General features: G+C 64.4%; 20 protein-coding genes. 18 read left to right on the top strand and 2 right to left on the bottom strand.

Annotated features, from left to right (window positions below; all coding sequences use genetic code 11):
* The first annotated feature begins 415 nt into the window (after positions 1 to 415).
* From rimP to D3872_RS19490, 8 genes are all read left to right on the top strand, one after another.
* Entirely contained in the window at positions 416 to 904 is a 489-nt protein-coding gene (gene rimP, locus D3872_RS19525) for a ribosome maturation factor RimP (protein ID WP_119812378.1), read from the top strand.
* A complete protein-coding gene (gene nusA, locus D3872_RS19520) occupies positions 901 to 2,466 on the top strand; it encodes a transcription termination factor NusA (protein ID WP_119812377.1) in 1,566 nt (521 codons plus the stop codon). The genes rimP and nusA overlap by 4 nt, the downstream gene beginning before the upstream one ends.
* A gap of 46 nt (positions 2,467 to 2,512) precedes the next feature.
* Entirely contained in the window at positions 2,513 to 5,335 is a 2,823-nt protein-coding gene (gene infB, locus D3872_RS19515) for a translation initiation factor IF-2 (protein ID WP_119812376.1), read from the top strand.
* A gap of 260 nt (positions 5,336 to 5,595) precedes the next feature.
* Entirely contained in the window at positions 5,596 to 6,006 is a 411-nt protein-coding gene (gene rbfA, locus D3872_RS19510) for a 30S ribosome-binding factor RbfA (protein WP_119812375.1), read from the top strand.
* 10 nt (positions 6,007 to 6,016) lie between these two features.
* The gene (gene truB, locus D3872_RS19505; protein ID WP_119812374.1) at positions 6,017 to 6,934 is read left to right on the top strand and encodes a tRNA pseudouridine(55) synthase TruB; all 918 of its coding nucleotides are present in this window, start codon (positions 6,017 to 6,019) and stop codon (positions 6,932 to 6,934) included.
* Positions 6,935 to 7,117: 183 nt separating this feature from the next.
* Positions 7,118 to 8,953 (top strand): translational GTPase TypA, encoded by a 1,836-nt coding sequence (gene typA / locus D3872_RS19500; RefSeq protein WP_119812373.1) that lies wholly within the window; start codon positions 7,118 to 7,120, stop codon positions 8,951 to 8,953.
* A 169-nt stretch (positions 8,954 to 9,122) separates the two neighbouring features.
* On the top strand, positions 9,123 to 12,077 hold the full coding sequence (locus tag D3872_RS19495; protein WP_119812372.1) for a TonB-dependent receptor: 2,955 nt from the start codon (positions 9,123 to 9,125) through the stop codon (positions 12,075 to 12,077).
* Between the two features lie 92 nt (positions 12,078 to 12,169).
* On the top strand, positions 12,170 to 13,090 hold the full coding sequence (locus tag D3872_RS19490) for a LysR family transcriptional regulator (RefSeq protein WP_119812371.1): 921 nt from the start codon (positions 12,170 to 12,172) through the stop codon (positions 13,088 to 13,090).
* Here D3872_RS19490 and D3872_RS19485 read toward each other — a convergent pair.
* Positions 13,059 to 13,661, bottom strand: coding sequence for a UbiX family flavin prenyltransferase (locus D3872_RS19485; RefSeq protein ID WP_119812370.1), 603 nt, complete (start codon positions 13,659 to 13,661; stop codon positions 13,059 to 13,061). The two genes, D3872_RS19490 and D3872_RS19485, sit on opposite strands and share 32 nt — an antisense overlap.
* On the bottom strand, positions 13,658 to 15,115 hold the full coding sequence (locus tag D3872_RS19480) for a UbiD family decarboxylase (RefSeq protein ID WP_229459422.1): 1,458 nt from the start codon (positions 15,113 to 15,115) through the stop codon (positions 13,658 to 13,660). The genes D3872_RS19485 and D3872_RS19480 overlap by 4 nt, the downstream gene beginning before the upstream one ends.
* A gap of 278 nt (positions 15,116 to 15,393) precedes the next feature.
* Between D3872_RS19480 and D3872_RS19475 the strand changes: the two genes are divergently transcribed.
* The 10 genes from D3872_RS19475 (at position 15,394) to D3872_RS19430 (ending at position 26,863) form a co-directional block, all read left to right on the top strand.
* Positions 15,394 to 16,248 (top strand): AraC family transcriptional regulator, encoded by an 855-nt coding sequence (locus tag D3872_RS19475; protein ID WP_119812369.1) that lies wholly within the window; start codon positions 15,394 to 15,396, stop codon positions 16,246 to 16,248.
* Positions 16,249 to 16,376: 128 nt separating this feature from the next.
* Entirely contained in the window at positions 16,377 to 19,376 is a 3,000-nt protein-coding gene (locus D3872_RS19470) for a xanthine dehydrogenase family protein molybdopterin-binding subunit (RefSeq protein WP_229459427.1), read from the top strand.
* The gene (locus D3872_RS19465; RefSeq protein WP_119812368.1) at positions 19,373 to 20,191 is read left to right on the top strand and encodes an FAD binding domain-containing protein; all 819 of its coding nucleotides are present in this window, start codon (positions 19,373 to 19,375) and stop codon (positions 20,189 to 20,191) included. The genes D3872_RS19470 and D3872_RS19465 overlap by 4 nt, the downstream gene beginning before the upstream one ends.
* Positions 20,188 to 20,712 carry a (2Fe-2S)-binding protein gene (locus D3872_RS19460; protein ID WP_119812367.1) on the top strand — a complete coding sequence of 175 codons (525 nt, stop codon included), beginning with the start codon at positions 20,188 to 20,190 and terminating at the stop codon, positions 20,710 to 20,712. Before D3872_RS19465 ends, D3872_RS19460 begins: the two co-directional genes overlap by 4 nt.
* Positions 20,705 to 22,234, top strand: coding sequence for an AMP-binding protein (locus D3872_RS19455; RefSeq protein WP_119812366.1), 1,530 nt, complete (start codon positions 20,705 to 20,707; stop codon positions 22,232 to 22,234). The genes D3872_RS19460 and D3872_RS19455 overlap by 8 nt, the downstream gene beginning before the upstream one ends.
* Before the next feature lie 33 nt (positions 22,235 to 22,267).
* On the top strand, positions 22,268 to 23,446 hold the full coding sequence (locus D3872_RS19450) for an ABC transporter substrate-binding protein (RefSeq protein ID WP_229459421.1): 1,179 nt from the start codon (positions 22,268 to 22,270) through the stop codon (positions 23,444 to 23,446).
* A gap of 11 nt (positions 23,447 to 23,457) precedes the next feature.
* The gene (locus D3872_RS19445) at positions 23,458 to 24,351 is read left to right on the top strand and encodes a branched-chain amino acid ABC transporter permease (RefSeq protein WP_119812394.1); all 894 of its coding nucleotides are present in this window, start codon (positions 23,458 to 23,460) and stop codon (positions 24,349 to 24,351) included.
* Positions 24,344 to 25,402 carry a branched-chain amino acid ABC transporter permease gene (locus D3872_RS19440; protein WP_119812365.1) on the top strand — a complete coding sequence of 353 codons (1,059 nt, stop codon included), beginning with the start codon at positions 24,344 to 24,346 and terminating at the stop codon, positions 25,400 to 25,402. Before D3872_RS19445 ends, D3872_RS19440 begins: the two co-directional genes overlap by 8 nt.
* Positions 25,399 to 26,163 (top strand): ABC transporter ATP-binding protein, encoded by a 765-nt coding sequence (locus D3872_RS19435; protein WP_119812364.1) that lies wholly within the window; start codon positions 25,399 to 25,401, stop codon positions 26,161 to 26,163. Before D3872_RS19440 ends, D3872_RS19435 begins: the two co-directional genes overlap by 4 nt.
* Entirely contained in the window at positions 26,156 to 26,863 is a 708-nt protein-coding gene (locus D3872_RS19430) for an ABC transporter ATP-binding protein (RefSeq protein ID WP_119812363.1), read from the top strand. Before D3872_RS19435 ends, D3872_RS19430 begins: the two co-directional genes overlap by 8 nt.
* Positions 26,864 to 26,879 lie beyond the last annotated feature (16 nt).

Below are 26,879 nucleotides of genomic sequence, written 5' to 3'. Positions count from 1 at the left end.
GGCGTCAGCACGTCATTCCCGCGAAAGCCCCGGCGGCCCCGCGGTAATCCATGCTGAGCTCGCAGTACTGCCTGGGTTAGTGCTTACTCTCGCTCAGCATAGGTTCCCGCGGGGCCGCCGAGGCCTGCGCGGGAAGTCGTTTCCGCCAGTGGTGGGAACGACGTGCGAACGGTGTGTTCCCTTAGCAATTGTTGCTGCGCAGCACTGTTGTATGCTTGCTTATTTACCGTACGACGGATTGCGACGCAAGGGCCAATGCGCTATAATCCTCCGACTAATAAAAGTTCTTCACAGGGTTTTTGTGCAAGTGCTTTCATCTGGTCAGGAATTTAAGAAGATGGGCATGTGCCCATTTTTTTTTTGGTAAATTGTTTTTAGTGGTCCTTTACTTGGACCTGTGATCTGGAGAAATTGTTTGCAGCAATTTGATTTAATCGCCAGGACAGTTGGTGGCCTGGGTTACGAACTCGTCGAGGTAGAGTGGGGCGAGCGCGGAATCTTGCGCGTATATATCGATTTCACTGCAGCGGATTCGGCCGAAAAAGGCCCGATCACGGTTGAGGATTGCGCCACGGTGAGTCACCAGCTGTCGCACGTACTGACGGTCGAAAACGTCAACTACGAACGCCTCGAAATCTCGTCGCCCGGCCTCGATCGCCCGGTGCGTACCATGTCCGATTTCGAGCGCTTCGCTGGCCACGAATGCACGGTAAAACTGCGCGTGGCGATGCCCGGTACGGCGAACCGCAAGACCTACACCGGTATCTTGCAGGCCCCCCAGGGCGAAACACTGGGATTGGAATTTGAAAGTAAGGATGGTCCGGCGCTGTTGGAGTTTACGCTCGCCGACTTGGATAAGGCACGTTTGGTGCCGCAGGTGGATTTTAGGAGCCGCAAAGCATGAGTCGCGAAGTATTGTTATTGGTTGATGCGCTGGCGCGCGAAAAAAACGTCGACAAGGAAGTGGTGTTCGGGGCGCTCGAGTTCGCCCTGGCGCAAGCCACCAAGAAGCGCTATGAGGGCGAAGTCGACATTCGCGTCTCGATCGACCGCGAGTCGGGCGAGTTCGAATCCTTCCGCCGCTGGCACGTGGTGCCTGACGACGCCGGCCTGCAGCTGCCAGACCAGGAAATCCTGCACTTCGAAGCCGTCGAGCAGATTCCCGATATCGAAGTCGACGAATACATCGAAGAGCCGATCGAGTCGGTCGAATTCGGCCGCCGCTTCGCGCAAGACACCAAGCAGGTCGTCCTGCAGCGCGTGCGCGACGCCGAGCGCGAACAGATCCTGGTCGACTTCCTCGAGCGTGGCGATGCGCTGGTTACCGGCACCATCAAGCGCATGGAGCGCGGCGACGCCATCGTCGAATCGGGCAAGATCGAAGCGCGCCTCCCGCGCGACCAGATGATCCCGAAAGAGAACCTGCGTATCGGCGACCGCGTGCGTGCCTACATCCTGCGCATCGACCGCAACATGCGCGGCCCCCAGGTGATCCTGTCGCGCACCGCGCCGGAATTCATCATGAAGCTGTTCGAACTGGAAGTGCCGGAAATCGAACAGGGCCTGCTGGAGATTAAATCGGCTGCCCGCGATGCAGGCGTGCGCGCCAAGATCGCTGTCTACACCGCCGACAAGCGCATCGACCCGATCGGTACCTGCGTCGGCATGCGCGGTTCGCGCGTGCAGGCCGTTACCGGTGAACTGGGCGGCGAGCGCGTCGACATCGTGCTGTGGTCGGACGACCCTGCGCAGTTCGTGATCGGCGCGCTGGCTCCGGCCAACGTCTCGTCGATCATGGTCGACGAAGAAAAGCACGCGATGGACGTCGTGGTCGACGAAGAAAACCTGGCGATCGCGATCGGCCGTTCGGGCCAGAACGTGCGCTTGGCCGCCGAGCTGACCGGCTGGAAGATCAACATCATGACGGCCGAAGAGTCGGAGAACAAGTCGGCGGCTGAAACCGCGGCGGTTCGCGCGCTGTTCATGGAAAAGCTGGACGTCGACCAGGAAGTGGCCGACATCCTGGTGGAAGAAGGCTTCGCCAGCCTGGAAGAAATCGCCTACGTGCCGATCTCCGAAATGCTGGACATCGACTCGTTCGACGAAGACACCGTGAACGAGCTGCGCACCCGCGCCCGCGACGCACTGGTGACCGAGGCGATCGCATCGGAAGAAGGCCTGGAAGGCATGGACGAGCAGCTGGTCAACCTGGAGGGCATGGACCGCAACACGGCCGGCAAGCTGGGCCTGGCCGGCATCAAAACGGTGGAAGCGTTTGCCGCGCTTGCCTACGACGAATTCGGCGCCATCCTGGCGCTGTCGTCCGACCGTGCACGTGAACTGATCGGAAATGAGTTTAATGATGTGAGCGACGATGAGATGAAGCTGGTCGATTCGAAGTACGACGATCGTGCCAAGGCGCTCCAGGCAAAAGCCTGGTCCCTGGCAGAAACGGCCAAGGCTTAATTTGAGTATCTTTATCATCTCCGCGACACATAGAAAAGAGGACTGAATGGCGAGTAACAACGTAGCCCAATTTGCCACCGAACTGAAGATGCCGGCAGATTTGCTGCTGACGCAGCTGCGTTCTGCTGGCGTCGAAAAAAGTTCGACGTCAGATCCATTGTCGAAAGATGATAAGGATAAGCTGTTGAACCACCTGCGCCGTACCCACGGTGCAGCCGGCGACACCGAAAAGAAGAAGATCACGCTGACCCGCAAGGAAACCACCGAGATCAAGCAGGCTGACGCCTCCGGAAAATCGCGCACCATCCAAGTAGCGGTCAAGAAAGTACGCACCTTCGTCCAGCGCGATGAGCCGGTAGCAGCGGCGCCCGTGGCGGCGCCTGCCGTACCAGTGGTCGACGAAGCCGAAGTGGCGCGCCGCGCCGAAGAAGCGCGCCGCCAGTCGGAGCTGATCGCACGCCAGGAAGCGGAACTGCGCGAAAAACAGGAACGCCTCGCCAAGCTCGACGCCGAAAAAGAAGCCCAGGCCAAGCAGGCCGAAGCCGACGCCAAGCGCGAAGCCGAAGAACAAGCCAAGCGCGCGGCTGCAGCCAAGGCCGCAGCCGGCGAAGCCGCGACCGACGACAGCCGCAAGGCCGCCGACGCGGAAGCCAAGGCCAAGGCCGACGCAGCCGCCAAGGAAGTAGCCGAACGCGCTGCCGCCAACGAGCGTGCACGCAAGGCAGTCGCCGACGAAGTCGCCCAGATCAAGGCCATGATGAACGCGCCGCGCCGCGTGATCAAGGCGCCTGAACCTGCGCCTGCGCCGGTTGCCGCCATCAAGCCGAAAGTCGCTGCCGAAGGCACGCTGCACAAGCCGGCCGATAAAAAGCCGGGCGAAAAGGCAGCGGACAAGAAACCGGCCGACAAGAAGTCGATCAAATCGGCCAACGTATCCTCGACCTGGTCGGACGACGCCAAGAAGCGTGGCGCGCCTGGTTCGATCAAGCCACGCGGTAACGTCGGCGCGCCAGGCGGCCGTGACGGCTGGCGTGGCGGCGCACGTGGCGGCGGCCGCCGTTCGTCGCACAGCGACGACCGCGAAACCAACTTCCAGGTTCCGACCGAAGCAGTGGTCAAGGACGTGCACGTACCTGAAACCATCACCGTCGCCGAGCTGGCGCACAAGATGTCCGTCAAGGCATCCGAGGTGATCAAGCAGCTGATGAAGCTGGGCCAGATGTGCACCATTAACCAGGTGCTGGACCAGGAAACCGCCATGATCCTGGTCGAAGAGATGGGCCACAAGGCATTCGCGGCTGAACTCGACGATCCTGAGGCACTGCTGGCAGACCAGGGCGAACACGCGCACTTCGAAGCGATGCCGCGCGCGCCGGTTGTTACCGTCATGGGTCACGTCGACCACGGTAAAACCTCGCTGCTGGACTACATCCGCCGCGCCAAAGTGGCGTCGGGCGAAGCAGGCGGCATTACGCAGCACATCGGCGCATACCACGTCGATACGCCACGCGGCATGATCACCTTCCTCGACACCCCGGGCCACGAAGCGTTTACCGCGATGCGTGCCCGCGGCGCCAAGGCAACCGACATCGTCATCCTGGTTGTCGCAGCCGACGACGGCGTGATGCCGCAAACGAAGGAAGCGATCGCCCACGCGAAAGCTGCAGGCGTACCGCTGGTTGTGGCGATCAACAAAATCGACAAACCGGGCGGCAACGTCGACCGCGTCACCCAGGAACTGGTGGCCGAACAGGTCGTGCCTGAAGAATACGGTGGCGAGTCGCCATTCGTCCCGGTGTCGGCGAAAACCGGCCAGGGCATCGACGACCTGCTGGAGCAAGTGCTGCTGCAGGCCGAAGTGCTGGAACTGAAGGCGCCGGTCGAAGCGCCGGCGCGCGGCCTGGTGGTCGAAGGCCGCCTCGACAAGGGCAAGGGCCCGGTTGCAACCATCCTGGTCCAGTCCGGTACCTTGAAGCGTGGCGACGTGATCCTTGCTGGTTCCTCGTACGGCCGCGTCCGCGCGATGCTGGACGAGAACGGCAAGCCGATCTCGGAAGCCGGTCCTTCGATCCCGGTCGAAATCCAGGGCCTGACCGAAGTGCCGGTCGCCGGTGAAGAAGTCATGGTCATGGCTGACGAGCGCAAGGCGCGCGAAATCGGCCTGTTCCGTCAAGGTAAGTTCCGCGACGTCAAGCTGGCCCGCCAGCAGGCAGCGAAGCTGGAAAACATGTTCGACCAGATGGCCGAAGGCGAAGTCAAGAACCTGCCGCTCATCATCAAGACCGACGTACAGGGTTCGATGGAAGCGCTGGTCGGCTCGCTGCAGAAGCTGTCGACCTCGGAAGTGCGCGTGCAGGTTGTGCACTCGGCGGTTGGTGGCATCACCGAATCGGACGTCAACCTCGCGGTGGCGTCGAAGGCGGTCATCATCGGCTTCAACGCCCGTGCCGATGCACAGGCGCGCAAGCTGGCCGAGTCGAACGGCGTGGACATCCGCTACTACAACATCATTTACGATGCGATCGACGAAGTAAAAGCAGCGCTGTCGGGCATGCTGGCGCCGGAGAAGCGCGAGACCGTTACCGGCCAGGTCGAGATTCGCCAGGTTATCCTGGTCTCGAAGGTTGGCGCGGTTGCGGGTTGCCTGGTCACCGATGGCGTGGTCAAGCGTTCCTCGTCGGTACGCCTGCTGCGCAACAACATCGTGGTATGGTCTGGCGAAATCGACTCGCTCAAGCGCTTCAAGGACGACGCAAAAGAAGTACGCGCCGGCCTCGAGTGCGGCCTGTCGCTCAAGAACTACAACGACATCCAGGTTGGCGACACCCTGGAAGTGTTCGAAGTTCAAGAGATTGCACGTACGCTGTAATCAGTTGCAGTAACCCGTAGGGCGGATAAGCGTGGCTGCCGCCGAGGCCGCATCCGACATTCCATTGGAATGGCGCGATGGGGACTTGGCGACAGCCAGTTTATCCGCCCTACGTTTTTCCAGCACCAGAATCGGGGTCAGACCCCAGATTCGGGGTCAGACCCCAAATTCGGGGACAGACCCCAAATTCGGGGTCTGACCCCGAATTTGGCGAGCGCGATATCGCGTCAACGATTTCCCTTTAGTAGTAAAGTAAGAACATGGCAAAACACAGCAAATCCATTCCAGTGCGCGGCGTCCGCGTGGCCGACCAGATCCAGCGCGACCTGTCCGAGATCATCGCGTACGAGTTGAAAGATCCGCGCGTGGGCATGGTCACGATCTCCGAAGTCCAGCTGACCCCGGATTACGCCCATGCGAAGGTGTTCTTCACCCAGCTCAAGGACGACAAGGAATCGGTCAAGAACACGCTCGACGGCCTGTCCAAGGGCGCCGGCTACATGCGCAACCTGCTGGGCAAGCGCCTGCACATCCACACCCTGCCGCAGTTGCACTTCATCCACGACATCTCGACCGCACGCGGCATGGAAATGTCGCTGCTGATCGACCAGGCCAACGCCACCCGCGCGGCCGATGCCGAGCCGGACGCACCGAAACCAGACGCTGAATAAACCCGGCGTCATGAAACAACACATCAAGAAAGTCCGCGACCTGGTCGACGGCGTGCTGCTGCTCGACAAGCCGGTCGGCCTGTCGTCGAACGACGCCCTGATCAAGGCCAAGCGCGTGCTCAACGCCAAGAAGGCGGGACATACCGGCACGCTCGACCCCTTCGCCACCGGCCTGCTGCCGCTGTGCTTCGGCGAGGCGACCAAGTTCTCGCAGGATCTGCTGGAAGCGGACAAGACCTACGAGACCACGGTTCACCTGGGCATCACGACCAACACCGGCGACACCGAAGGCGAAGCCATCGATACACGCCCGGTCGACGTGACGGTGGAGCAGATCCAGGCGGCGCTGGCGAAGTTCCGCGGCCCGATCCTGCAAGTGCCGCCGATGTACTCGGCGCTCAAGCGCGACGGCAAGGCCTACTACGAGTACGCGCGCGAAGGCATCACACTGGAACGCGAGGCGCGGCCGGTGACGATCCACAAGCTGGAATTCATTGCCTACGAAGCGCCGATGCTCAAGCTGCTGGTTACCTGCAGCAAGGGCACGTATATCCGGGTGCTGGGCGAGGACATCGGCAAGGAGCTCGGCTGCGGCGCGCACCTGAATGCGCTGCGGCGCGTGCAGGTTGGGGCGCTGACGGCCGAGGGCATGATCACGCTGGAAGCGCTGCAGGCGCATGCCGAACCCTTGAGTTTGCTGGCGCCGGTGGATGCGCTGCTCTCGTCGTTCCCCGAGGTTCGGCTCACTGAAGAGCTGGCGCGGCGCTTCCTGCAGGGACAGCGCCTGGCGCTCGGCAAGGAAGCGGTCGAAGTGCCGCAGGAGCAGGGCAGGGTGCGTGTTTACCACGACAGCAAGTTGCTCGGCACCGGCATCCTGCACGAATATGCGATCCTCGCGCCGGAACGCTTGATCGCCGCGAAGCAATAGTCCCGATTCCGGAATCGAAGGGCGATTCCGTTCCTGCCTGCTACTTTGTCGAAAAAATTAGCAAGCCCTTGAAATAACACGCCTTTTTAGTTTAGTGCGTCGCAGCACGTGCTATACTAGTGGGTTCCAGTAATCCGCAGCATCCGTACACCTCCGTACGCCACGTACATTCTCATTACGACCATGTCAAACACAAAACGCGCAATTCGCAACATCGCCATCATCGCCCACGTCGACCACGGCAAGACCACCCTCGTGGATCAGCTGCTGCGCCAGTCCGGTACCTTCCGTGAAAACCAGGCGGTCGATACCCGCGTCATGGACTCGAACGACCTCGAAAAAGAACGCGGTATTACGATTCTGTCGAAGAACTGCGCGGTGGAGTACGAAGGCACCCACATCAACATCGTCGACACCCCGGGCCACGCCGACTTCGGCGGCGAAGTGGAGCGCGTGCTGTCGATGGTTGACTCGGTGCTGCTGCTGGTCGATGCACAGGAAGGCCCGATGCCACAGACCCGCTTCGTGACCCGCAAGGCGCTGGCGCTGGGCCTGAAGCCTATCGTGGTCGTGAACAAGGTTGACCGTCCGGGCGCGCGCGCCGACTGGGCCATCAACCAGACCTTCGAACTGTTCGACAAGCTCGGCGCAACCGACGAACAGCTGGACTTCCCTATCGTCTACGCTTCGGGCCTGAACGGCTACGCCGGCCTGACCGAAGACGTACGCTCGGGCGACATGAAGCCGCTGTTCGACGCGATCCTGGAACACGTTCCAGTCCGCGACGACAATCCGGACGGCCCGCTGCAGATGCAAATCACCTCGCTCGACTACTCTTCGTACGTCGGCAAGATCGGCATCGGCCGCGTCAACCGTGGCCGCGTCAAGACCGGCCAGGACGTCGTTGTCATGAACGGCCCTGACGGCACCCCGATCAAGGGCCGCATCAACCAAGTGCTGAACTTCAAGGGCCTGGAGCGCGTGCTGGTCGACGAAGCTGTCGCCGGCGACATCTGCCTGATCAACGGTATCGACGAAATCGGCATCGGTTCGACCATCTGCGCACCGGACACCCCGGAAGCGCTGCCGATGCTGACCGTCGACGAGCCGACCCTGACCATGAACTTCATGGTCAACAACTCGCCACTGGCTGGCCGCGAAGGCAAGTTCGTCACCAGCCGCCAGCTGCGTGACCGCCTCGAGCGCGAACTGAAGGCCAACGTCGCGCTGCGCGTTGCGCCAACCGACGACGACACGATCTTCGAAGTATCGGGCCGCGGCGAACTGCACCTGACCATCCTGATCGAAAACATGCGCCGCGAAGGCTTCGAGCTGGCTGTGTCGCGTCCACGCGTGGTCTTCAAGATGGTCGATGGCGTGCGCCACGAGCCGTTCGAGAACCTGACGGTCGACGTTGAAGAAGCCAACCAGGGCGGCGTGATGGAAGAACTGGGCCGCCGCCGTGGCGACCTGACCAACATGGAATCGGACGGCAAGGGCCGCGTGCGCCTCGAGTACAAGATTCCTGCGCGTGGCCTGATCGGCTTCCAGGGCGAATTCATGACCCTGACCCGCGGTACCGGCCTGATGTCGCACGTGTTCGACGAATACGCGCCAGTGGACAACACCAAGGGCGAAATGGCCGGCCGCCGCAACGGCGTGCTGATCTCGCAGGACGACGGCGCCGCCGTTGCCTACGCAATCTGGAAACTGCAGGACCGCGGCCGCATGTTCGTCGTCCACAACGACCCGGTGTACGAAGGCATGATCATCGGTATCCACTCGCGCGACAACGACCTGGTCGTCAACCCGATCAAGGGCAAGCAGCTGACCAACGTGCGTTCGTCGGGTACCGACGAAGCAGTGCGCCTGGTGCCGCCTATCCAGATGTCGCTCGAATACGCGGTTGAATTCATCGCCGACGACGAGCTGGTGGAAATCACGCCTAAGTCGATCCGCCTGCGCAAGCGCTTCCTGAAAGAGCACGAGCGCAAGAAGGCCAGCCGCGAGGCAGCGTAATCACGCGTTCGGGACTTCGCGTCCCGGGTTGCAAAAAAACCGCAGGCGCCGGAAACGGTCCTGCGGTTTTTTTTGGTTCTTGTGGCGCTCATGATATCGTGGTCGGTGGTCGGTAAGTAGCACCCGCAGCAGGCTTTCCTGTTTCTGTTCCGCATCAGGAGACATCGTCATGCGTATTGGAAGATGCCACAGGTCTGCTATCAGCTCCGCAGCCTCGTTCTTCGTCCTTGGGATGGCAGCGGGGCACGCTGTTGCCCAAGTGGCGCAAGTGTCCGGTGTCGAGCAGGCGCCGCCAGCTGAAGCCGAAGTCGTGCAAAAGGTCTACGTGACAGCGCAGCGCCAGTTCCAGTTGCTGCAGGATGTGCCGATGGCCGTCACCGCGTTGACGGCATCCGACCTGGCATCGCGCCAGATCAACAACGCACTCGACCTGCAGTACAGCGTTCCGAACCTGACCTTCACTAAGGCACAATTCGATGGCGCGACCTTCACTATTCGCGGCGTGGGCGAGCTGTGCACGGGCCTTTCCTGCGACCCGGCGACCGCCATCCATATCAACGACATGCCTGTGCTGCAGTCGCGTATCTTTGAAACCGAATTTTTCGACCTGCAGCGCATTGAAGTGCTGCGTGGGCCGCAGGGAACGCTGTACGGCCGGAATGCGACAGCCGGCGTCATCAACTTCATCACGGCCCGGCCGACCTTCGATAAAAAACATGGCAGCATCCAGGTCGAAGCCGGCAGCTACGACACGCGCCGGGTGACCGGCATGCTCAATGTCCCTTTCAACGATACCGTCGGCCTGCGCCTGGCGGGAACGTATCTGAAGAGAAACGGGTACACCAGGAATCTGTTCGATAACAGCCGCATCGATGGACGCGATCTGTATGCGCTGCGCACGACGCTGCGCATCATGGCCGGAAAGTCGACCACCCTGGACGTGATCGGCTCCTGGTTCCGCGAGGACGACAATCGTACCCGCTTCACCAAGCAGCTGTGCGCCCGCGACGAGGTCGGCATCATGGGCTGCCGGGCGGACCGGCTCGGGACCGACACGCCCAACTTCCACGGCATCGTCGCAGGCGCATTGGTATCGCGCGAGCTGTTTGCCATTGCGAGCGGAGGCAATCCCATGATCGCCGGCCTGGGATTGTCGAGCGTGTACGGCCCGGACCCTGTGTACGGCGGGGTGCCTTCGCCCGCGGACGTTCGCGAGGTGAGTTCCGACATGCAGCCGTCTTACCGTGCCGACAACGCCCACCTGATCCTGCGCCTCGAGCAAAAACTCGGCGATCGTTACGCGCTGACGATTACCGGGGGCTACGTTCGTGATCAGAGCGACCAGCGTACCGACTTCAACCTGGCGGCCGCGAATCCATTGACCGCGAACCCCGGCCTGCTGAACTTCGCAGCCCTGGCAGGCGCTCCGGGATCCGGCTTTCCCGGTGGCGTCAATCCCTTCACGCCGGCGGCACAGGCCTTGTTCCCGAATGGCCTGGCAGGAGGCGTGTGCACCTCGGAACCGAACCGCCAGTACACCGGCGTCTATGGTGGCCACGTCAGTGTCTGCTCGCCGCGCGGCGCTGAATTCGAGCGCTGGAGGGACAAGACCAGGCAGCGCATGGTCGAGGCGCACGTCGACAGCAAATTCGATGGCCCTTTGAATTTCCTCGTCGGCGCCATCTACCTCGATTCCAGACGCGACAATGATTATTTTGTGAACCTGTTCGCGCTGGACTACAGCGCGGCGGTATTGGGTGGACTCACCACCCTCGGCCAGCGCGCCGCAGGCAACCTGGCTTATCCGAACGTATTTCTTGGCCCCGGGTTCTACGATTCGGAGCTGCCCGAGCTGACACTGGAGAGCTACGGGGTGTTTGGCGAGGCTTACTACGACGTCAGCAAGAAGCTGAAGTTGACGGGCGGGCTGCGCTATTCAAGCGACGAGAAACGGCAACACCAGCGCGCCGTGCTGCTCTCGTTCCCCGTTCCTTTCGGCATACCGGACGCGTTCGAGTCTCCGTACACCAGCGCCTATGATGCGGATGCATCCCTGGAGGGCAGCCAGCTTTACGCGCACCAGCGGACCAAGTCCAGCGCCGTCACCGGCCGCTTCGTGGCCGACTATCGGCCGGACAAGGACACGCTCTACTTCGCTTCCTACTCGCGCGGCTACAAGGCGGGCGGCATCAACCCGGCTACCCCGGTGGAGTTCCAGGCTTCTTCCGATTTCAAGAAGGAAACGCTGGATGCCTTTGAGCTGGGCGCCAGGAATACGCTACTGGGTGGAAAGCTCAGCCTGAGCACGAGCGCCTTTGCCGTCCGCTACAACGATTTGCAGATCAGCCGCCTGGTGGCGCGTTCGGCCGTGAACGATAACGCCGACGCGGATATCCATGGGGCAGAGCTGGAGTCGGTACTGATTCCCGTGCGCGGCTTCAGGGTGAATTTGTCGGCCAGCTTCCTCAAGACGAAACTGAAGGAGTTGTCGATCATCGATCCGCGCGACCCGTCCGGCGGGCGCACCGACGTCGTGGTGATCAAGGATATAGCGAACGGTTCGAACTGCGCCGTCATCCCGGCGGCGGGAGGAAGTGACGCTGGGGCCAACGAACTGGTGGCAGCCGTGAATGCGCAACTGGGCCTGAGGGCGCCGGTTCCGCTGCCCGGAACCAGTGCGGCCGGCGCTTTCAGCATATGCGATGCGCTCAGGGCAGCCGGGGGATCGCAGTACACGGTGGCCAACGGCGTCGAGGTAAACCTCGCGGGGAACGAATTGCCGCTATCGCCGCGTTTCAAGCTGTCGTCCGGCGCCGAATACACCTTCAATCTCGGCGATGGCATGCTCCTCGTACCGCGGATAGACGCGCATTTCACGGGAAGGACATTTTCCAGCGCATTCAACAAGCCACACGACCGCCTCAAGGGCTACGCAAACGTCAATGCCCAGGTCCAGCTGTCTGGTCCCGAGAAGCAGTGGTTCGTGCGTACTTACGTACAAAACCTGACTGGCAACGACGCCACGACGGGACGCTTCATCTCCACCCAGGCGGCTGGCACCTCTACCAACATCTTTGTGCTGGAACCGCGTCGCTATGGCGTGGTTGTGGGAGGCCAGCTATAAGTCCCGGGCGCTTGCGAGCATTCATCGAATAGCGAATGGCCTCAAGCATCAGCGTTGGTGATACCATCGGTTCATTCTTGAGGGGACAGCGGATGGACCTGCGCCAGATTCAGTACTTCATATGCCTGTACGAGGAGGGCAGCGTCACGCGCGCCGCGCGCCGCCTGAGCATCGTGCAGCCGGCGCTCAGCATGCAGCTGGCGCGGCTGGAGGATGACCTCGGGCAGAAGCTGTTCGAGCGGAACAGCCAAGGCATGGTGCCGACAGCCGCGGCGCGCCAGATGTACCGCCTGTTCCTGCCGATCCTGCAGGACTTCGCGCGCGCGCGCGAACAGGTCATGTGCAGCGATGGCGAACTCACGGGCCATGTGAACATCGGCCTGATCGCATCGATCACCGCCGGCGTGCTGGCCGACACACTGTCGGCGTTCTCGGCGCGCTACCCCAAGGTCGGCGTCACGATCGCCGACGGCTACAGCACCACGCTGTCGGACTGGGTAACCGGCGGGCAGATCGAAGCGGCGGTGGTCAACGGCGTGCGCCGCCACGGCCAGCTGAAGGTCGAGCACATCATCGACGAGGACCTGGTGCTGGTGACGGCTGCCGGCCACCTGTCGCCGCCGCCCGCGCGCCTGACCCTGCAGCAGGTCGCCCAGCTGGGCATCGCCCTGGTGCTCCCGACCCGCAACCACGGCCTGCGCGACGTGATCGACAGCTTCGCCCACAACGAGGACGTCGAGCTGGCCCCGGTCTATGAAGTCGATTCGCTGGTGACAATGACGCGGCTGGTCGAGTCGACCCAGCTGGCCACCATCCTGCCGCGCATCGTGGTGAACGAACGGGTGGAGGCGGGCGCGCTGCAGCTGCACACGGTGGTATCGCCGCGCCTGACGCGCCAGGTGGTGCTGGTGTCGCATCCGCGCCGGCCGCTCAGCCCGGCCAGCGCGGCCTTCGTCGCCATCCTGAAGGCGCAGATCCTGCTCAAGACACAGTTTCCAGTCCCCGCTTCGTGATGCCGTCCCAGCGCTTGACCAGTCCCTCGTGTTCGATATCGAACAGGTCGAGCACGCGGCCGACGGTGTGGTTGACGATGTCGTCCACCGTTTCCGGCCGGGTGTAGAAGGCCGGCACCGGCGGCAGGACGATGCCGCCCATTTCAGTCACGCTGGTCATATTGCGCAGGTGCGCCAGGTTGAGCGGCGTCTCGCGTGCCATCAGCACCAGCCGGCGCCTTTCCTTGAGCATGACGTCGGCTGCGCGGCTGACCAGGTTGTCGGCCAGCCCGTGCGCGATGCTGGCCAGGGTCTTCATCGAGCAGGGCGCGATGACCATGCCCAGCGAACGGAACGAGCCGCTGGCGATGGTGGCGCCGACGTCCTTGGCGTTGTGCACCACATCGGCCAGGCCTTCGATATCGCTGCGCTTCATGTCGAGTTCCTGCGACGCGGTCAGCGCGCCCGACGGCGACATGACCAGGTGCGATTCCACCGCGCCGCTGGCACGCAGCTGCTCCAGCAGGCGCACGCCGTAGATCACGCCGCTGGCGCCCGTGATGGCCACCACGAGGCGCGGACGCGCGTTCATCGCAATACCTGCATGCAGGACCAGTCGACCGTCGCGCCGGCGCTGACTTCGGTCGCCAGGTCGACCGTGTCTTCGCCCGGCACCTTCACCTTGGTGAATACGTGCTCGTGGTAGACCACCGGCCGGGTCGCGTCGATGCCCATCTTGGCGCTGATGCCCTGCATGTGGGGCGGCGGCGGTGCGCCGCCGGGCATCTCAATGCCGACCGTGGTGGAGGGGTCGAGCACCGAGCCTTGCGCGCCCGCGATGACGACCAGGTCGCGGTCGGCCTGGAAGCGCGTGGCCACCGCCCATTCGACCTGCAGCGGATCGTGCACGTCGACGTCGTCGTCGACCACGGTCACCTGCTTGAGGTCATAGTGGGCGCCGAACGCGCACAGGATGACGTTCTTGGCTTCGCCTTCGCGCTTCTTCCTGAACCTGACGTGCAGGTGGTAGCGCCCGACGCCGCCGATCGACAGGTGGACGTCGCTGACGCCGGGGTGGCTGCGCTGCAGCAGAGCCAGCAAGGTCGCTTCGCGCGGGATCGCGCCCAGCAGCAGGTGCTCCATTTCGGCCGGCACGATGGTGTGGAACAGCGGCGATTCGCGGTGCGTGATGGCGCTTACCTGGATCACCTCGCGGTCTTCGCGCGCGCTGTAGTACTTTGGGAACTCGCCGAATGGGCCTTCGGGTTCGCGCACCTTCGGCAGCAGCTTGCCCTCGATGACGATTTCGGCGCGGGCCGGCACGCGCACATCGCTGCTTACGCATTTGACCACCGGTAGCGGCGCGCCATGCAGGGCGCCGGCGATTTCCAGTTCGTCGTGGTCGATCGGCGAGATCGCCTGCGAGGCGAGCAGGGTAAGCGGGTCGGCGCCGATCACCACCGCCACGTCGAGCGCCGCGCCGCGCGCTTCCGCGGCCTGGTAGAAAGCATGCAGGTGGCGCGGCAGCATCAGGATCGCCATGCGGTCCCTCGCATGCACCTGGATGCGGTTGATCGAGACGTTCTGGATACCGGTGACGGGATTGCGCGCGATCACCAGGCCCGCCGTGATGTAGGGACCGTTATCGTGCTCGCTGTGGGTCGGGATCGGCAGTGCGGCGAGCAGGTCGACATCGCGCTTGACCACCTGCTGGCAGGGCGCATCGTTGGCGGCCACTTCCTGCCAGGGCAGCGGGTTGTCGGAGGCATTGCGGTAGGCCGCAAGCAGCTCCGTCTCGGTCACGCCCATTGCTTCCGCGATCCAGGCGCGGCGCGACATGAAGCCCGATACCACCGGAATCGCGTACCCGTCCGGATGCGGGAAAAAGGCGGCCTGCTTGCCGTCCAGCCGCTTGGCGATCGCCGCCAGTTGGTGCTTCAGCCGCACGCCCTCGCGCACGACGGCGACCCGCCCGCTGGCGCCCAGGTGGGCCAGCCATGTACGCAGGTCGCTGGCCGGCCCTTGCTCGAAATTGTTTGAATTCACTTCGGTCTCCTCGTTGTGAATCCAGTATAGGGAGTGGTGATATATAACTTCAAATAATAAATTTTGATATTTAATATCATAATTAATGATCGCAAAATTGCGGGTCGACGTGCGCGGTGCGCGTTTTTCGTGCATGATTAGCGCAATTTGCCGGCCCGGCGTCATGCAGCATGCATGAATTGCGCCGCGCAAGAGCAAGCCACCATGGACAACCATTAGAGCGTGCTACCGCCAGGATCCCGATCCGGCGCTGCGAAACGCCCCGCAAGGAGACAGGCATGTCAGCTGCTGTACGTGTTTTGCAAGGTAAGTTCGGGCGGGTCTGCCTGCTGGATATGGACCGTCCGCTGGTCACCCACGGCCATTCGCAGTGCCACGTGCTGATCAAGGTCAGCGGCGAAGACACGTCGTTCACCGTGCGCGACAAGTCCTATCCGCTGACCGACCAGACCGCGGTGCTGATCAATTCGTGGGAGCCGCACGCCTACACCCACCACGATCCGGACGCGCCGGGCACCATCATCCTGGCGCTGTACATCGAGCCGCTGTGGCTGGGCGAGATCGAGAAGGCCCTGATCTCCAGCGGCCAGCCGGGCTTCTTCCCGCAACCCTGCGTCGAGATCTCCAAGCCGATCCGCAACCTGTCGAACCAGCTGGCGATGCAGATGCTGTATGGCGACCAGCTGAGCGCGCAGCAGCTCGAGATACAGCTGTCGAACCTGATGATCGCGGTGGTCGACGCGTTTTCGGAATGGCGCAACTTCAATGACATGCGCAAGGCCGAACTGCCGCGCATTCCCGATCCGCGCATCCGCCGCGCCATCAGCTACATGCGCAGCAACGTCGGCGCCGAACTCGATATCGACAGGATGGCGTCCGAAGCCTGCCTGTCGCGCGCCCACTTCTTCAAGCTGTTCCAGCAGGACACCAGCCTGACGCCTACCCTGTACGTCAACGTGCTGCGCATGGAAAAGGCGATCGAGGGCCTGACGCAAAGCCGGGTCCCGCTGGTCAGTTTGTCCGATAGCCTGGGGTTCAGCGCGCAGAGCCACTTCACCCGATTCTTCCAGCAGCACCTGGGCGCGGTGCCGAGCCAATACCGCAAGGTGGTCGATGTTTACGACCACCATTGACATCGCAAGCGCGTAAAAAAAAAGACTGTACGGTAAATCCACACACCCTCGGGTAACAGCTTTCGGGACACACAGGCCTACACTTTTTGCAACAGTAATGCTGCGAAAAGGGCCACACAGTGAACCAGATTTCCCCAGTGCCTGCCGAGGGTTTTGCCGCCGCGGCCGACGCCGCGCCCAGCGGCCATGTCGGCAAGGCGCTGCCCCGCTTCGAAGACGCCGCCCTGCTGACAGGGCGCGGCAGCTACGCCGACGACATCGGCGTCAAGCCAGGCACGCTGCACGCAGCCATCCTCCGCTCCCCGCACGGCCACGCCGAGATCCTCGCGATCGACAGCAGCGCGGCGCTGGCGCTGCCCGGCGTGCGCGCGGTGCTGACCGGCGCCGACGTCGCCGCCTGGTCGACCCCATTCGCGGTCGGCGTCAAGCAGCCGATGGAGCACTGGTCGATCGCAATCGAACGCGCCCGCTACGTCGGCGAGCCGGTCGCGGTGGTGATGGCCGAAAGCCGCTACCTGGCTGAAGACGCGCTGGAACTGGTCAAGGTCGAGTACCGCCAGCTGAAGGCGGTGGTCGACCCCGAAGCCGCGCTGGAGGAGGGCGCGCCGGTGCTGCATCCGGCCGTGGGCGCCAACCTGGTCAACGACCGCCATTTCTCGTACGGCGAGCCGGAAGCCGCCTTCGCCGCCGCCGGGCGCACGGTCAAGCTCAAGGTCCACTACCCGCGCAATTCCTGCACTCCGATCGAATGCTTCGCCGTCGTCGCCGAATACCTTGCCGGTGACGAAGGCTACGACGTCCTGTCGAACTTCCAGGGACCGTTCGCGCTGCATCCTGTGATGGCGCGCTCGCTCAAGGTTTCCGGCACCCGGCTGCGCCTGCGCGCGCCGCGCGATTCCGGCGGCAGCTTCGGCACCAAGCAGGCCGTGTCGACCTACATCGTGCTGCTGTGCCTCGCTTCGCGCAAGGCCGGCGCGCCGGTCAAGTGGATCGAGGACCGCCTCGAACACCTGCAAGCTTCGGTCTCGTCGACCAACCGCGTCACCACCATCGAAGCCGCTGTGACGCCTGAAGGCGACGTCATCGCATTGCGCTACCACCAGATCGACGACTGCGGCGCCTACCTGCGCGCGCCGGAGCCGGCCACCTTCTACCGCATGCACGGCATGCTGACCGGCGCCTACAAGTTGCGCCACCTCCAGGTTCACAACCAGGTGGTCCTGACCAACAAAACCCCGTCCGGCCTGGTGCGCGGCTTCGGCGGCCCGCAGGTGTACTTCGCGCTGGAGCGCCTGATGCAGCGTATCGCGGTCGAGCTGGACCTCGATCCGTTCGACGTCATCGCACGCAACATGATCACGCCGGATGCCTTTCCCTACCGCGCGCCGGCCGGCTCGCTCTACGACTCCGGCAACTACCAGCTGTCGATGGCGATGGCGGCCGAACGCGGCGGACTGGCCGAACTGAGGGCGCGCCGCGACCAGGCCCGCGCCGAAGGCCGCCTGTATGGCATCGGCTACGCCGCCGTGGTCGAGCCGTCGATTTCCAATATGGGCTACATCACCACCGCGCTCACGCCGGCAGAACGCGCCAAGGCGGGCCCGAAGAACGGCGCCAACACCAGCGCCACCGTTGCCGTCGATGCGCTCGGCAGCGTCAGCGTGATGATCGATTCCGTGCCGCAGGGGCAGGGCCACCGCACGGTGGTGGCGCAGGTGGTGGCCGACGTGCTGGGGCTGGAGCCGTCGGACGTGCTGGTCAACGCCGAACTCGATACGCAAAAGGACGGCTGGTCCATCGCCGCGGGCAACTACTCGAGCCGCTTCGCCGGCGCGGTGGCGGGCACCGTGCACCTGGCTGCGGTCAGGGTGCGCGACAAGCTGGCCCTGATCGCCGCGTCCATCCTCGATGTCCCGGCCTCCGACATCGTGTTCGAAGGCCGCAAGGTGTACGCGCGCGCCAATCCGGCCGGCAAGCTCCCGTTCCACCGCGTGGCGGGCGGCGCCCACTGGTCGCCGGCGAGCCTGCCGGAAGGGATGGCATCGGGCGTGCGCGAAACCGTGTTCTGGACGCCGGCGCAGCTGCAGGCGCCGGACGAAAACGACGTGATCAACAGCTCGGCCGCCTACGGTTTCGTGTTCGACATCTGCGCGGTCGAAGTCGACAAGATCACCGGGCAGGTACGCATCGACCGCTACGTCACCTCGCACGACGCCGGCCGCATCCTCAACCCGGCGCTGGCCGACGGCCAGATCCGCGGCGCCTTCGCGCAGGGGCTGGGCGCGGCGCTGATGGAGGAATTCGACTACGGCAGCGACGGCAGCTTCAAGTCCGGCACCTTTGCCGATTACCTGGTGCCGACCGCCTGCGAGGTGCCGGAGCCGGTGATCGTCCACATGGAAACGCTGTCGCCGTTCACGCCGCTGGGCGCCAAGGGCCTTGGCGAAGGCAACAACATGAGCACTCCTGTGTGCATCGCCAATGCGGTGGCCGATGCGCTGGGCGTGGCCGACCTGCGCTTGCCGCTGACGCCGTCGAAGATCCATGCGCTGCTCGGCGTGGACGACCCGGCGCCGAGCAAGCCGCGCGGCGCCGCGCCGGTCAAGGCGCCGCAAGGCGGCCACGCGCTGTCGATGTCAGGCTCGGTCGAACTGCCGGCCACGCCGGAGCAGGTGTACGCGGTGCTGCTCGACCCGGACGCGCTGGTCAAGGTCATCCCCGGCTGCCACGCGCTGGACAAGGCCGGCGAGAATCACTACCGCGCCGACGTCACCATCGGCATCGGCCTGGTCAAGGCGCGCTACGCCGCCGAGATTCGCCTGTCCGACCTCGATCCGCCGCACGGCCTCGCGCTGGGCGGCAAGGGCGTCAGCTCGCTCGGCTCGGCCGAAGGCGCTGGCCGCATCCGCCTCGAACCGGCGGGTCCGGGGACCTTGCTGACCTACGACTACAGCGCCGCCGTCAGCGGCAAGGTCGCGGCCGTGGGCGGCCGCATGCTGGAGGGCGCCGCCAAGATCGTGCTGCGCCAGCTGTTCGAACAACTGGGGCGCCAGGCCGGGGGCGGCGCAGCCTTGCAGAAGCGCTCACTGTGGCAGCGCATCCTGCACGCACTGGGAGTATCCAAATGAAGCCGGCCGCATTCGATTACATTCGCGCCGACAGCGCGCAAGAGACGGTGGGCCTGCTTGCCCGCCACGGCGAGGACGCCAAGATCCTGGCCGGCGGCCAGTCGCTGATGGCGATGCTGAACATCCGCCTGGCGCAGCCGGCGATGCTGGTCGATATCTCGCGCTGCCAGGACCTGGACTACGTGCGCGTCGAGAACGGCAACTTGGCGGTGGGTGCCGCAGCCACCCAGGCCAGCGTCGAAACGCGCGCCACCCTGGGCTCGGAAGTGCCGCTCCTCGGCATGGCCTTCCCGTGGATATCGCACTTCCAGATCCGCAACCGCGGCACCGTGTGCGGCTCGGTCGCCCATGCCGACCCGAGCGCCGAGTTGCCGCTGTGCCTGACCGCGCTGCAGGGCGAAGTGGTGCTGCGCTCGCAGTCGGGCCGGCGCGTGTTGAAGGCCGGCGACTTCTTCCAGGGGATGCTGATGACAGCGGTGCGCCCCGGAGAAATCGTCGAGGAAGTGCGCTTCCCGCTGCGCCGGCAGGGCGCGCGCTACGCCTTCCGCGAAGTCTCGATGCGGCACGGCGACTTCGCCATCGTGGCGCTGGCCGCTGTGGTCACCAGCGGCGCCATCGAACTGACCGTCGGCGGCGTGGCCGACCGCCCGATCCGCAGGCGCTGGGCGCGCATCGACGGCGACGACCTGGATGCCGCACTCAACGACTTCGCATGGGAACTCGAAGCCCAGGGCGACGCACACGCCAGCGCCGAGTATCGGCGCCACCTGGTGCGCCAGCTGGGCCGTCAACTGATAGTGAAGGCAAGCATATGAAACACTACGAAAAGAACATGGAATACCCGGTGACCATCACGCTGAACGGCGTGGCGCGCACCGCGCCGGCCGAAGCGCGCATGCTGCTGTCGGACTTCCTGCGCCACAAGCTGGGTGCGACCGGTACCCACGTCGGCTGCGAGCACGGCATCTGCGGCGCCTGCACCGTGCGCGTCGACGGCGTGGCCCAGCGCTCGTGCATGCAGCTGGCGGTGCAGGCCGACGGGCGCTGTGTCGACACCGTCGAGGGTCTTAATAAGGGCGCCGGCGCCGAACTGGGCGACCTGCAGGCCGCCTTCAAGCGCCACCACGCGCTGCAGTGCGGCTTCTGCACCGCCGGCATCCTGATGTCATGCAGCCATTTCCTCGAGCGCGTCCCCGCGCCGAGCGAAGAACAGGTGCGCGACATGCTGTCCGGCCACCTGTGCCGCTGTACCGGTTATACAAATATCGTCAACGCCGTGCTCGACGTTGCAGCGCAACGCCAGGCCGCCATTCATGGGAGTAAAGAACATGCTTGATCTGGGCCGCAGTTTCCTCGCATCGGTAGAACGCAGTCCCGACCAGCTGGCGCTGGTGGACGGCGGCCTGCGCCTGACCTACGGCCAGTGGTTCGACCGCGTGGCCGCGGTGGCCGGAGGCCTGCAAGGGATCGGCCTGCAGCGCGGCGACCACCTGGTCGCGCTGCTGCAGAACCGCTGGGAGATGGCTACCCTGCACTGGGCCTGCCAGTTCGCCGGCATCATCGTCACGCCGCTCAACTGGCGCGCCAAGCTGGACGAGATCGACTACTGCGCCGGCGACGCCGATGCGCGCGCCATCGTGTTCCAGGACGTGTCGGCCGACGCTGTGCGTGACTCCGTGGTGGCGCAACGCCTGCCGCGCATCGCGGTCGGCGCCGCAGCGGGCGCCACGCTGCAGTTCGAACAGCTGCTGGCGGCCCAGCCGCCAGTCCCGCTGCTGAACGCCGGCGCCGATGACTGGTCGCTGATGCTGTACACCTCCGGCACCACCGGCAAGCCGAAAGGCGTGCCGCGCCGCCACCGCCACGAACGGGCGGCCGCGCTGGCGCACGTCGCCCAGAACCAGTACGGCCGCCACGAGCGAACGCTCGGCGTGATGCCGCTGTATCACACCATGGGCGTGCGTTCGCTGCTGGCGATGGCGCTGGTCGACGGCTGCTTCGTGTGCGTGCCGAAGTTCGACCCGGTGGCGGTGCTGGCGGCGATCGAAGCAGAGCGCATCACCAACCTGTACCTGGTGCCGACCCTTTACCACGACGTGATCGCCCACCCGAACTGCGCCGCCACCGACCTGTCCTCGGTGCGCAAGCTGGGCTTCGCGGGCGCGTCGATGAACGAGGCGCTGCTGAAGAAGCTCGACGCGCTGTTCCATCCCGAGCTGTTCGTCAACCACTACGGCTCGTCCGAGGTGTACACCTTCAGCATCGACCAGGACGCCGTGAAGAAGCCCGGCAGCGCCGGGCGGGCCGGCATCAACCAGCGCCTGCGCGTGGTACGGCTCGACAGCGGCAACCCGGACATGGCGGCCGAACGCTACGAGGAGGGCGAGATCATCGTCGACCTGTGCGGCGACGAAGCCTTCGAGGGCTACTGGAACCGGCCCGACGCCAACGCCAAGGCGCTGCGCGGCGGCTGGTACTTCACCGGCGACACCGGCTACCTGGACCGCGACGGCGACCTGTTCGTGTCTGGGCGCACCGACGACATGATCATCAGCGGCGGCGAAAACATCTCGCCGGTCGAAATCGAGAGCCTGCTGTCGCTCCACCCGGCAGTCGACGAAGTGGCGGTGGTCGGGCTGGCCGACGCGCGCTGGGGCCAGAGCGTCACGGCCTTCGTCAAGCGCCGCGCGGCGGTCACCAGCGAGGAACTCGACACGCATTGCCGCACTTCGGGCCTGGCCAACTTCAAGCGGCCGCGCTCCTATGTCTTCGTGGTCGAAGTGCCGCGCTCCCCGGTCGGCAAGCTGTTGCGCCGCAAGCTGGTCGCCAATGAGTACGAAGCAGAAGCACAGCAGTGATTCAATCCATTCCTAAAAACGCAGGAGACAAACATGAAAACAGCATTCGCATACAAGTTGATGGCCGCGGCGGTGATCGCCGGTTTTGGCGGCGGCGCCTCGGCCCAGGACGGCCCGATCCGCATCGGCGTCGTGACGCCGCTGTCGGGCACCTATTCCGCGCTGGGCCAGCAGGTCAAGTGGGGTATCGAGCTCGCGACCAAGGAAATCAACGCTTCCGGCGGCATCATGGGCCGCAAAGTCGAACTGCTGTTCGAGGACGAGGAGGCCAATCCGTCGGTCGCCACGCCGAAAGCCGAAAAGCTGTTCCAGGTATCGAAGGTCGACTTCCTTACCGGTACCGTCAATTCGGCATCGACCTTGGCGGTCGGCCAGCTGGCCGAGCGCAACAACCGCCTGATCGCCACCACCGTCTCGTTTTCGGACACCATCACCGGCGAGAAGTGCTCGCCCAACGTATTCCGCGTGAACGCCAAGGCCGGCCAGCAGTCGGCCGCGCTGGCCGAGTGGCTGAGCAAGGCCAAGCCGAATGCCAAGGTTTTCTATCTCGGCCCCGACTACGAGATGGGCCGCAGCACCGTGGCCGCGTTCAAGAGCGCGGCCGAGCAGAAGAACGCGAAGACGGTCGGCGAAGTGTTCGCACCGCTCGACAACAAGGACTACTCGCCGTTCTTCGGCCAGGTGCGTGCGGCGCGTCCCGACGTGATGTACACCTCGGTGGCCGGCAACGACACGGTGCGCCTGTTTAACCAGATGGCCCAGTACGGCCTGCTGAAGAACATGACCGTGGTGGGCGCATCCGGCACGCTGACCTCGCAGAACCTGGCGGCGGTCGGCAAGGCCGGCGAAGGCTTCGTCACCGGCGTCGGCTACTCGGTCGAGATCGACCTCCCCGAGAACAGGAAATTCGTGCAGGCCTTCCAGCAGCATGCCAAGGCGGCTCCCGACCTGTACGGCGCCGACTCGTATGGCGTGATGTACTTCTACAAGGCGGCGGTGGAAAAGGCGAAGAGCACCGACACCGACAAGGTGCGCGCCGCGATGCGCGGTCTCGAATGGATGACCCCGCAAGGCAGGAAGACCATGCGCGCGGGCGACCACCAGGCTGTCCAGGACATGTACGCGACCCAGATGAGCAACGGTAAGTTCAAGGTCCTGAGCAAGGTGGCTGGCGCCGCCGCGATAGGCCCCGACACCTGCACCAGGTTCTGAGGATGGCGATCATGGGTGGCTTCATCGACACACTGCAGTTCGTGCTGGCTCCACAGGTCGTCAACGGACTGTCGATCGGCGTGGCTGTGATCCTGATGGCGCTCGGGCTGACGATCATTTTCGGCCTGCTCGACGTGATCAACATGGCGCACGGCGAGTTCTACGCGCTCGGCGCCTACCTGGGCGTGAGCCTGGCCGCGGCAGGCGTCAATTTCTGGCTGATGCTGCTGCTGGTACCGCTGATCATGGCGCCACTCGGCTATGCCTTCGAACGGATGCTGATCCAGCGCGTGTTCCACCACAAGGACCGCCATATCCTGACGCTGCTGCTCACCTTTGGCCTGGCGATCATCATGGAAGACCTGTTCAAGGTGTTCTACGGCCCGCAGGCGCTGACCGCCGCCCCCCCGATCGAGGGCGCCAGCGAGATCGCAGGCATGTTCTTCCCCAACTACCGCCTGTTCCTGATGGCGGTCGGCAGCGCGATCATCGTCACCGTCTGGCTGGTGGTCTACCGCACCAGCCTCGGCGCCATGGTGCGCGCCGCCGCGTTCGACAAGAACATGGCATCGTCGCTGGGCGTGCCGGTCTCGCACGTCTACGCCGGCACCTTCGCGTTCGGCGTGGCGCTGGCCGCACTGGCGGGCGTGCTGCTCGCCCCCGTGTACTCGGTATTCCCGACGATGGGCAAGGACTTCATCCTGATGGCGTTCAGCGTCGTCATCGTCGGCGGCCTTGGCAGCATCAAGGGCGCGGTGATCGCGGGACTAGTGCTGACCCAGATCCAGGCCATCGCCAGTTTGTACATGTCGCCTTCGTGGACCGACCCGCTGGTATTCGCCATCATGGTGGCGGTGCTGATGGTGCGCCCGCAAGGACTGTTCGGGAGGCTCGGCCATGCTTGATAACGTCACCCCAATCCGCAGCGCGCCCGCGCCTGCCCTGGCGCCGGTGCTGGGCGCGGTCGCCCGCCGCGAGCGCATCGCCCGCAATGCGGTGCGCTACTTCGCCTTCCTGTTCATCGCGCTGGCGCTGGTGTTTGCCGCCATCGCCGCGGTGCTGCAGGATGTATTCTTCTTCCGCCTCGCCACCGAGGCGCTGATCTATGGCGGTTTCGCCATGGGCGTCGACCTGCTGCTCGGCTTCGCCGGCCTGCTGTCGCTCGGCCATGCGCTGTTCTTCGGGCTTGGCGCCTATGTCTCGGGGCTGGTGCTGAAGGAATGGACGGCCTCGTTCTGGCTCGCGCTGGGCGTGACCCTGGCCGCATCCACCGTGGCCGGCGCCGTCGCCGGGATCATCGCGATCCGGGCGCGCGGCGTCTACTTTGCGCTGATTACCTTCGGCCTGGCCGAAGTGGTGTCCAAGGTGGTGTTCAACACGCGTGAACTTGGCGGTTCGGACGGCATTATCGGCATCCCCGTGGTGCAGGCCGACTTCCTGTTATTCACGGTCGACAGCAGCAACGCGGCCAGCTTTTTCCTGCTGGTGCTGGCGCTGGTCATGGCCATGTACTTCGCGCTGGAAGCCCTGCTGCAGACGCCAGCCGGGCGGTTGGTGGTGGCGATCAAGGCCAACGAGCACCGCGTGCCCTTCCTCGGCTTCAGCGCGCAGCGCTACAAGCTGCTGGCCTTCATCCTGGCCGCCAACGTCACTGCCATGGCAGGCTCGCTGTACCCGATGCTGCGCGGTTTCGTATCGCCCGAGCTGATGTTCTTCCAGGCGTCCGGGAATGCCGTGATCACCGTGATCCTGGGCGGCGTCGGCACCCTGATCGGCCCGCTGTACGGCAGCGTGATCCTGAGCGCACTGAAATCGGTGGTCGGCTCGTACACCGAACACCACCTGATCATCATCGGCGTGCTGTTCATGATTTCCGTGATCTTCTTCCCCAAGGGCCTGATCGGCTACCTGCGCCCGCGCCTCGAAGCGTGGCTGTCGCGAAAGGAGCAGCGATGAACCAGCCAGACCAGAACGTGCTGTCGGTACGCGGGCTGTCGGTGCGCTTCGGCGCGCTCACCGCGGTGAATAACGTCAGCTTCGACGCGAAACGCGGCCACATCACCTCGGTGATCGGCCCGAACGGCGCCGGCAAGAGCACCTTGTTCAACCTGATCAGCGGCGCCATCCGCCCGAGCAGCGGCAAGGTCAGTTTCAACGGCCAGGACGTCACCGCGCGCGGCCCGGACCACTTGGTGAAGGCGGGCCTGGCGCGCTCGTTCCAGATCACCAACCTGTTCTTCGAGCTGTCGGTGTTCGAGAACCTGCGCCTTGCCGCACAGGCGCTGGAACCGGCCATCCACGCGTGGCTGCCGGTTCGCCGCAGCGGCATCGCTTTGGCCCGCGCCGAGGAACTGATTGCCCAGTTCGGTCTGTCGGCCAAGGCGCACGAACTGGCCGGCTACCTGTCGCACGGCGAGCAGCGCCGGCTCGAGATCGCGGTGGCACTGGCCTGCAAGCCCAGGATGCTGCTGCTGGACGAGCCGACCCAGGGCATGTCGCACGCCGACACCGAGGAAACCGGCGAGATGATCAAGTCGCTGGCGGGCGAGCTGTCGATCCTGCTGGTCGAGCACGACGTCGGGCTGGTGATGAACCTGTCCGACCACGTGGTCGTCATGACGCAGGGCGCCAAGCTGGCCGAGGGCCTGCCGTCCGCCGTGCGCGCCAACCCAGCGGTGCAAGCCGCATATTTCGGACAGGGAGGGCACCATGCTTGAACTTGACAAGGTCCACACCCACTATGGCCTGAGCCATGTGCTGCAAGGCGTGTCGCTGACCGTCGGCGCCGGCGAAGTGGTGGTGCTGTGCGGCCGCAACGGCGTCGGCAAGACCACCGTGATGAAAACTATCGCCGGCTGGGTCAAGCCGAGCGCGGGATCGGTGCGTTTCAACGGCGCCGAGATCGGGCCGCTGGCGCCGGACCGCATCTGCCGCCTGGGCATTGGCCTGGTGCCGGAAGACCGCCGCATCTTCCCCGGCCTGACGGTCGAGGAAAACCTGAAGCTCGGCTTCCTGCAGTGCCCGGGCCGCAGCAAGGCCGAATCGCGCGCGGTGCTGGAGCAGGCCTACGAGCGCTTCCCGCGCCTGAAGGAACGCCGGCCGCAGCTGGGCACGTCGCTGTCGGGCGGCGAGCAGCAGATGCTGGCCATGGCGCGCGTGCTGGTAGGCGCGCCCAAGCTGCTGCTGATCGACGAACCGACCGAGGGCCTGGCCCCGATCATCGTCGACGAGATATTCGCCATTATCGAGCGCCTGCGCGATGACGGCATTCCCATCCTGCTGGTGGAACAGAACGTCCAGCGGGCGCTCGATGTCGCCGACCGCTTCTACGCGCTCGAACGCGGCCAGGTGATCCTGGCCGGCGACGCCGCCTCGAGCAGCGCCCGCAGCAGCCTGCAAGAAGCGATCGCGGTTTAACTTTCCAACTCATACA

The organism is Massilia cavernae (assembly GCF_003590855.1).
In the GTDB taxonomy this organism is placed as follows: Bacteria; Pseudomonadota; Gammaproteobacteria; order Burkholderiales; family Burkholderiaceae_D; genus Telluria_A; species Telluria_A cavernae.
Note: the sequence above shows the minus strand (reverse complement) of the source record. Positions and strands in the feature narration are given on the sequence as shown.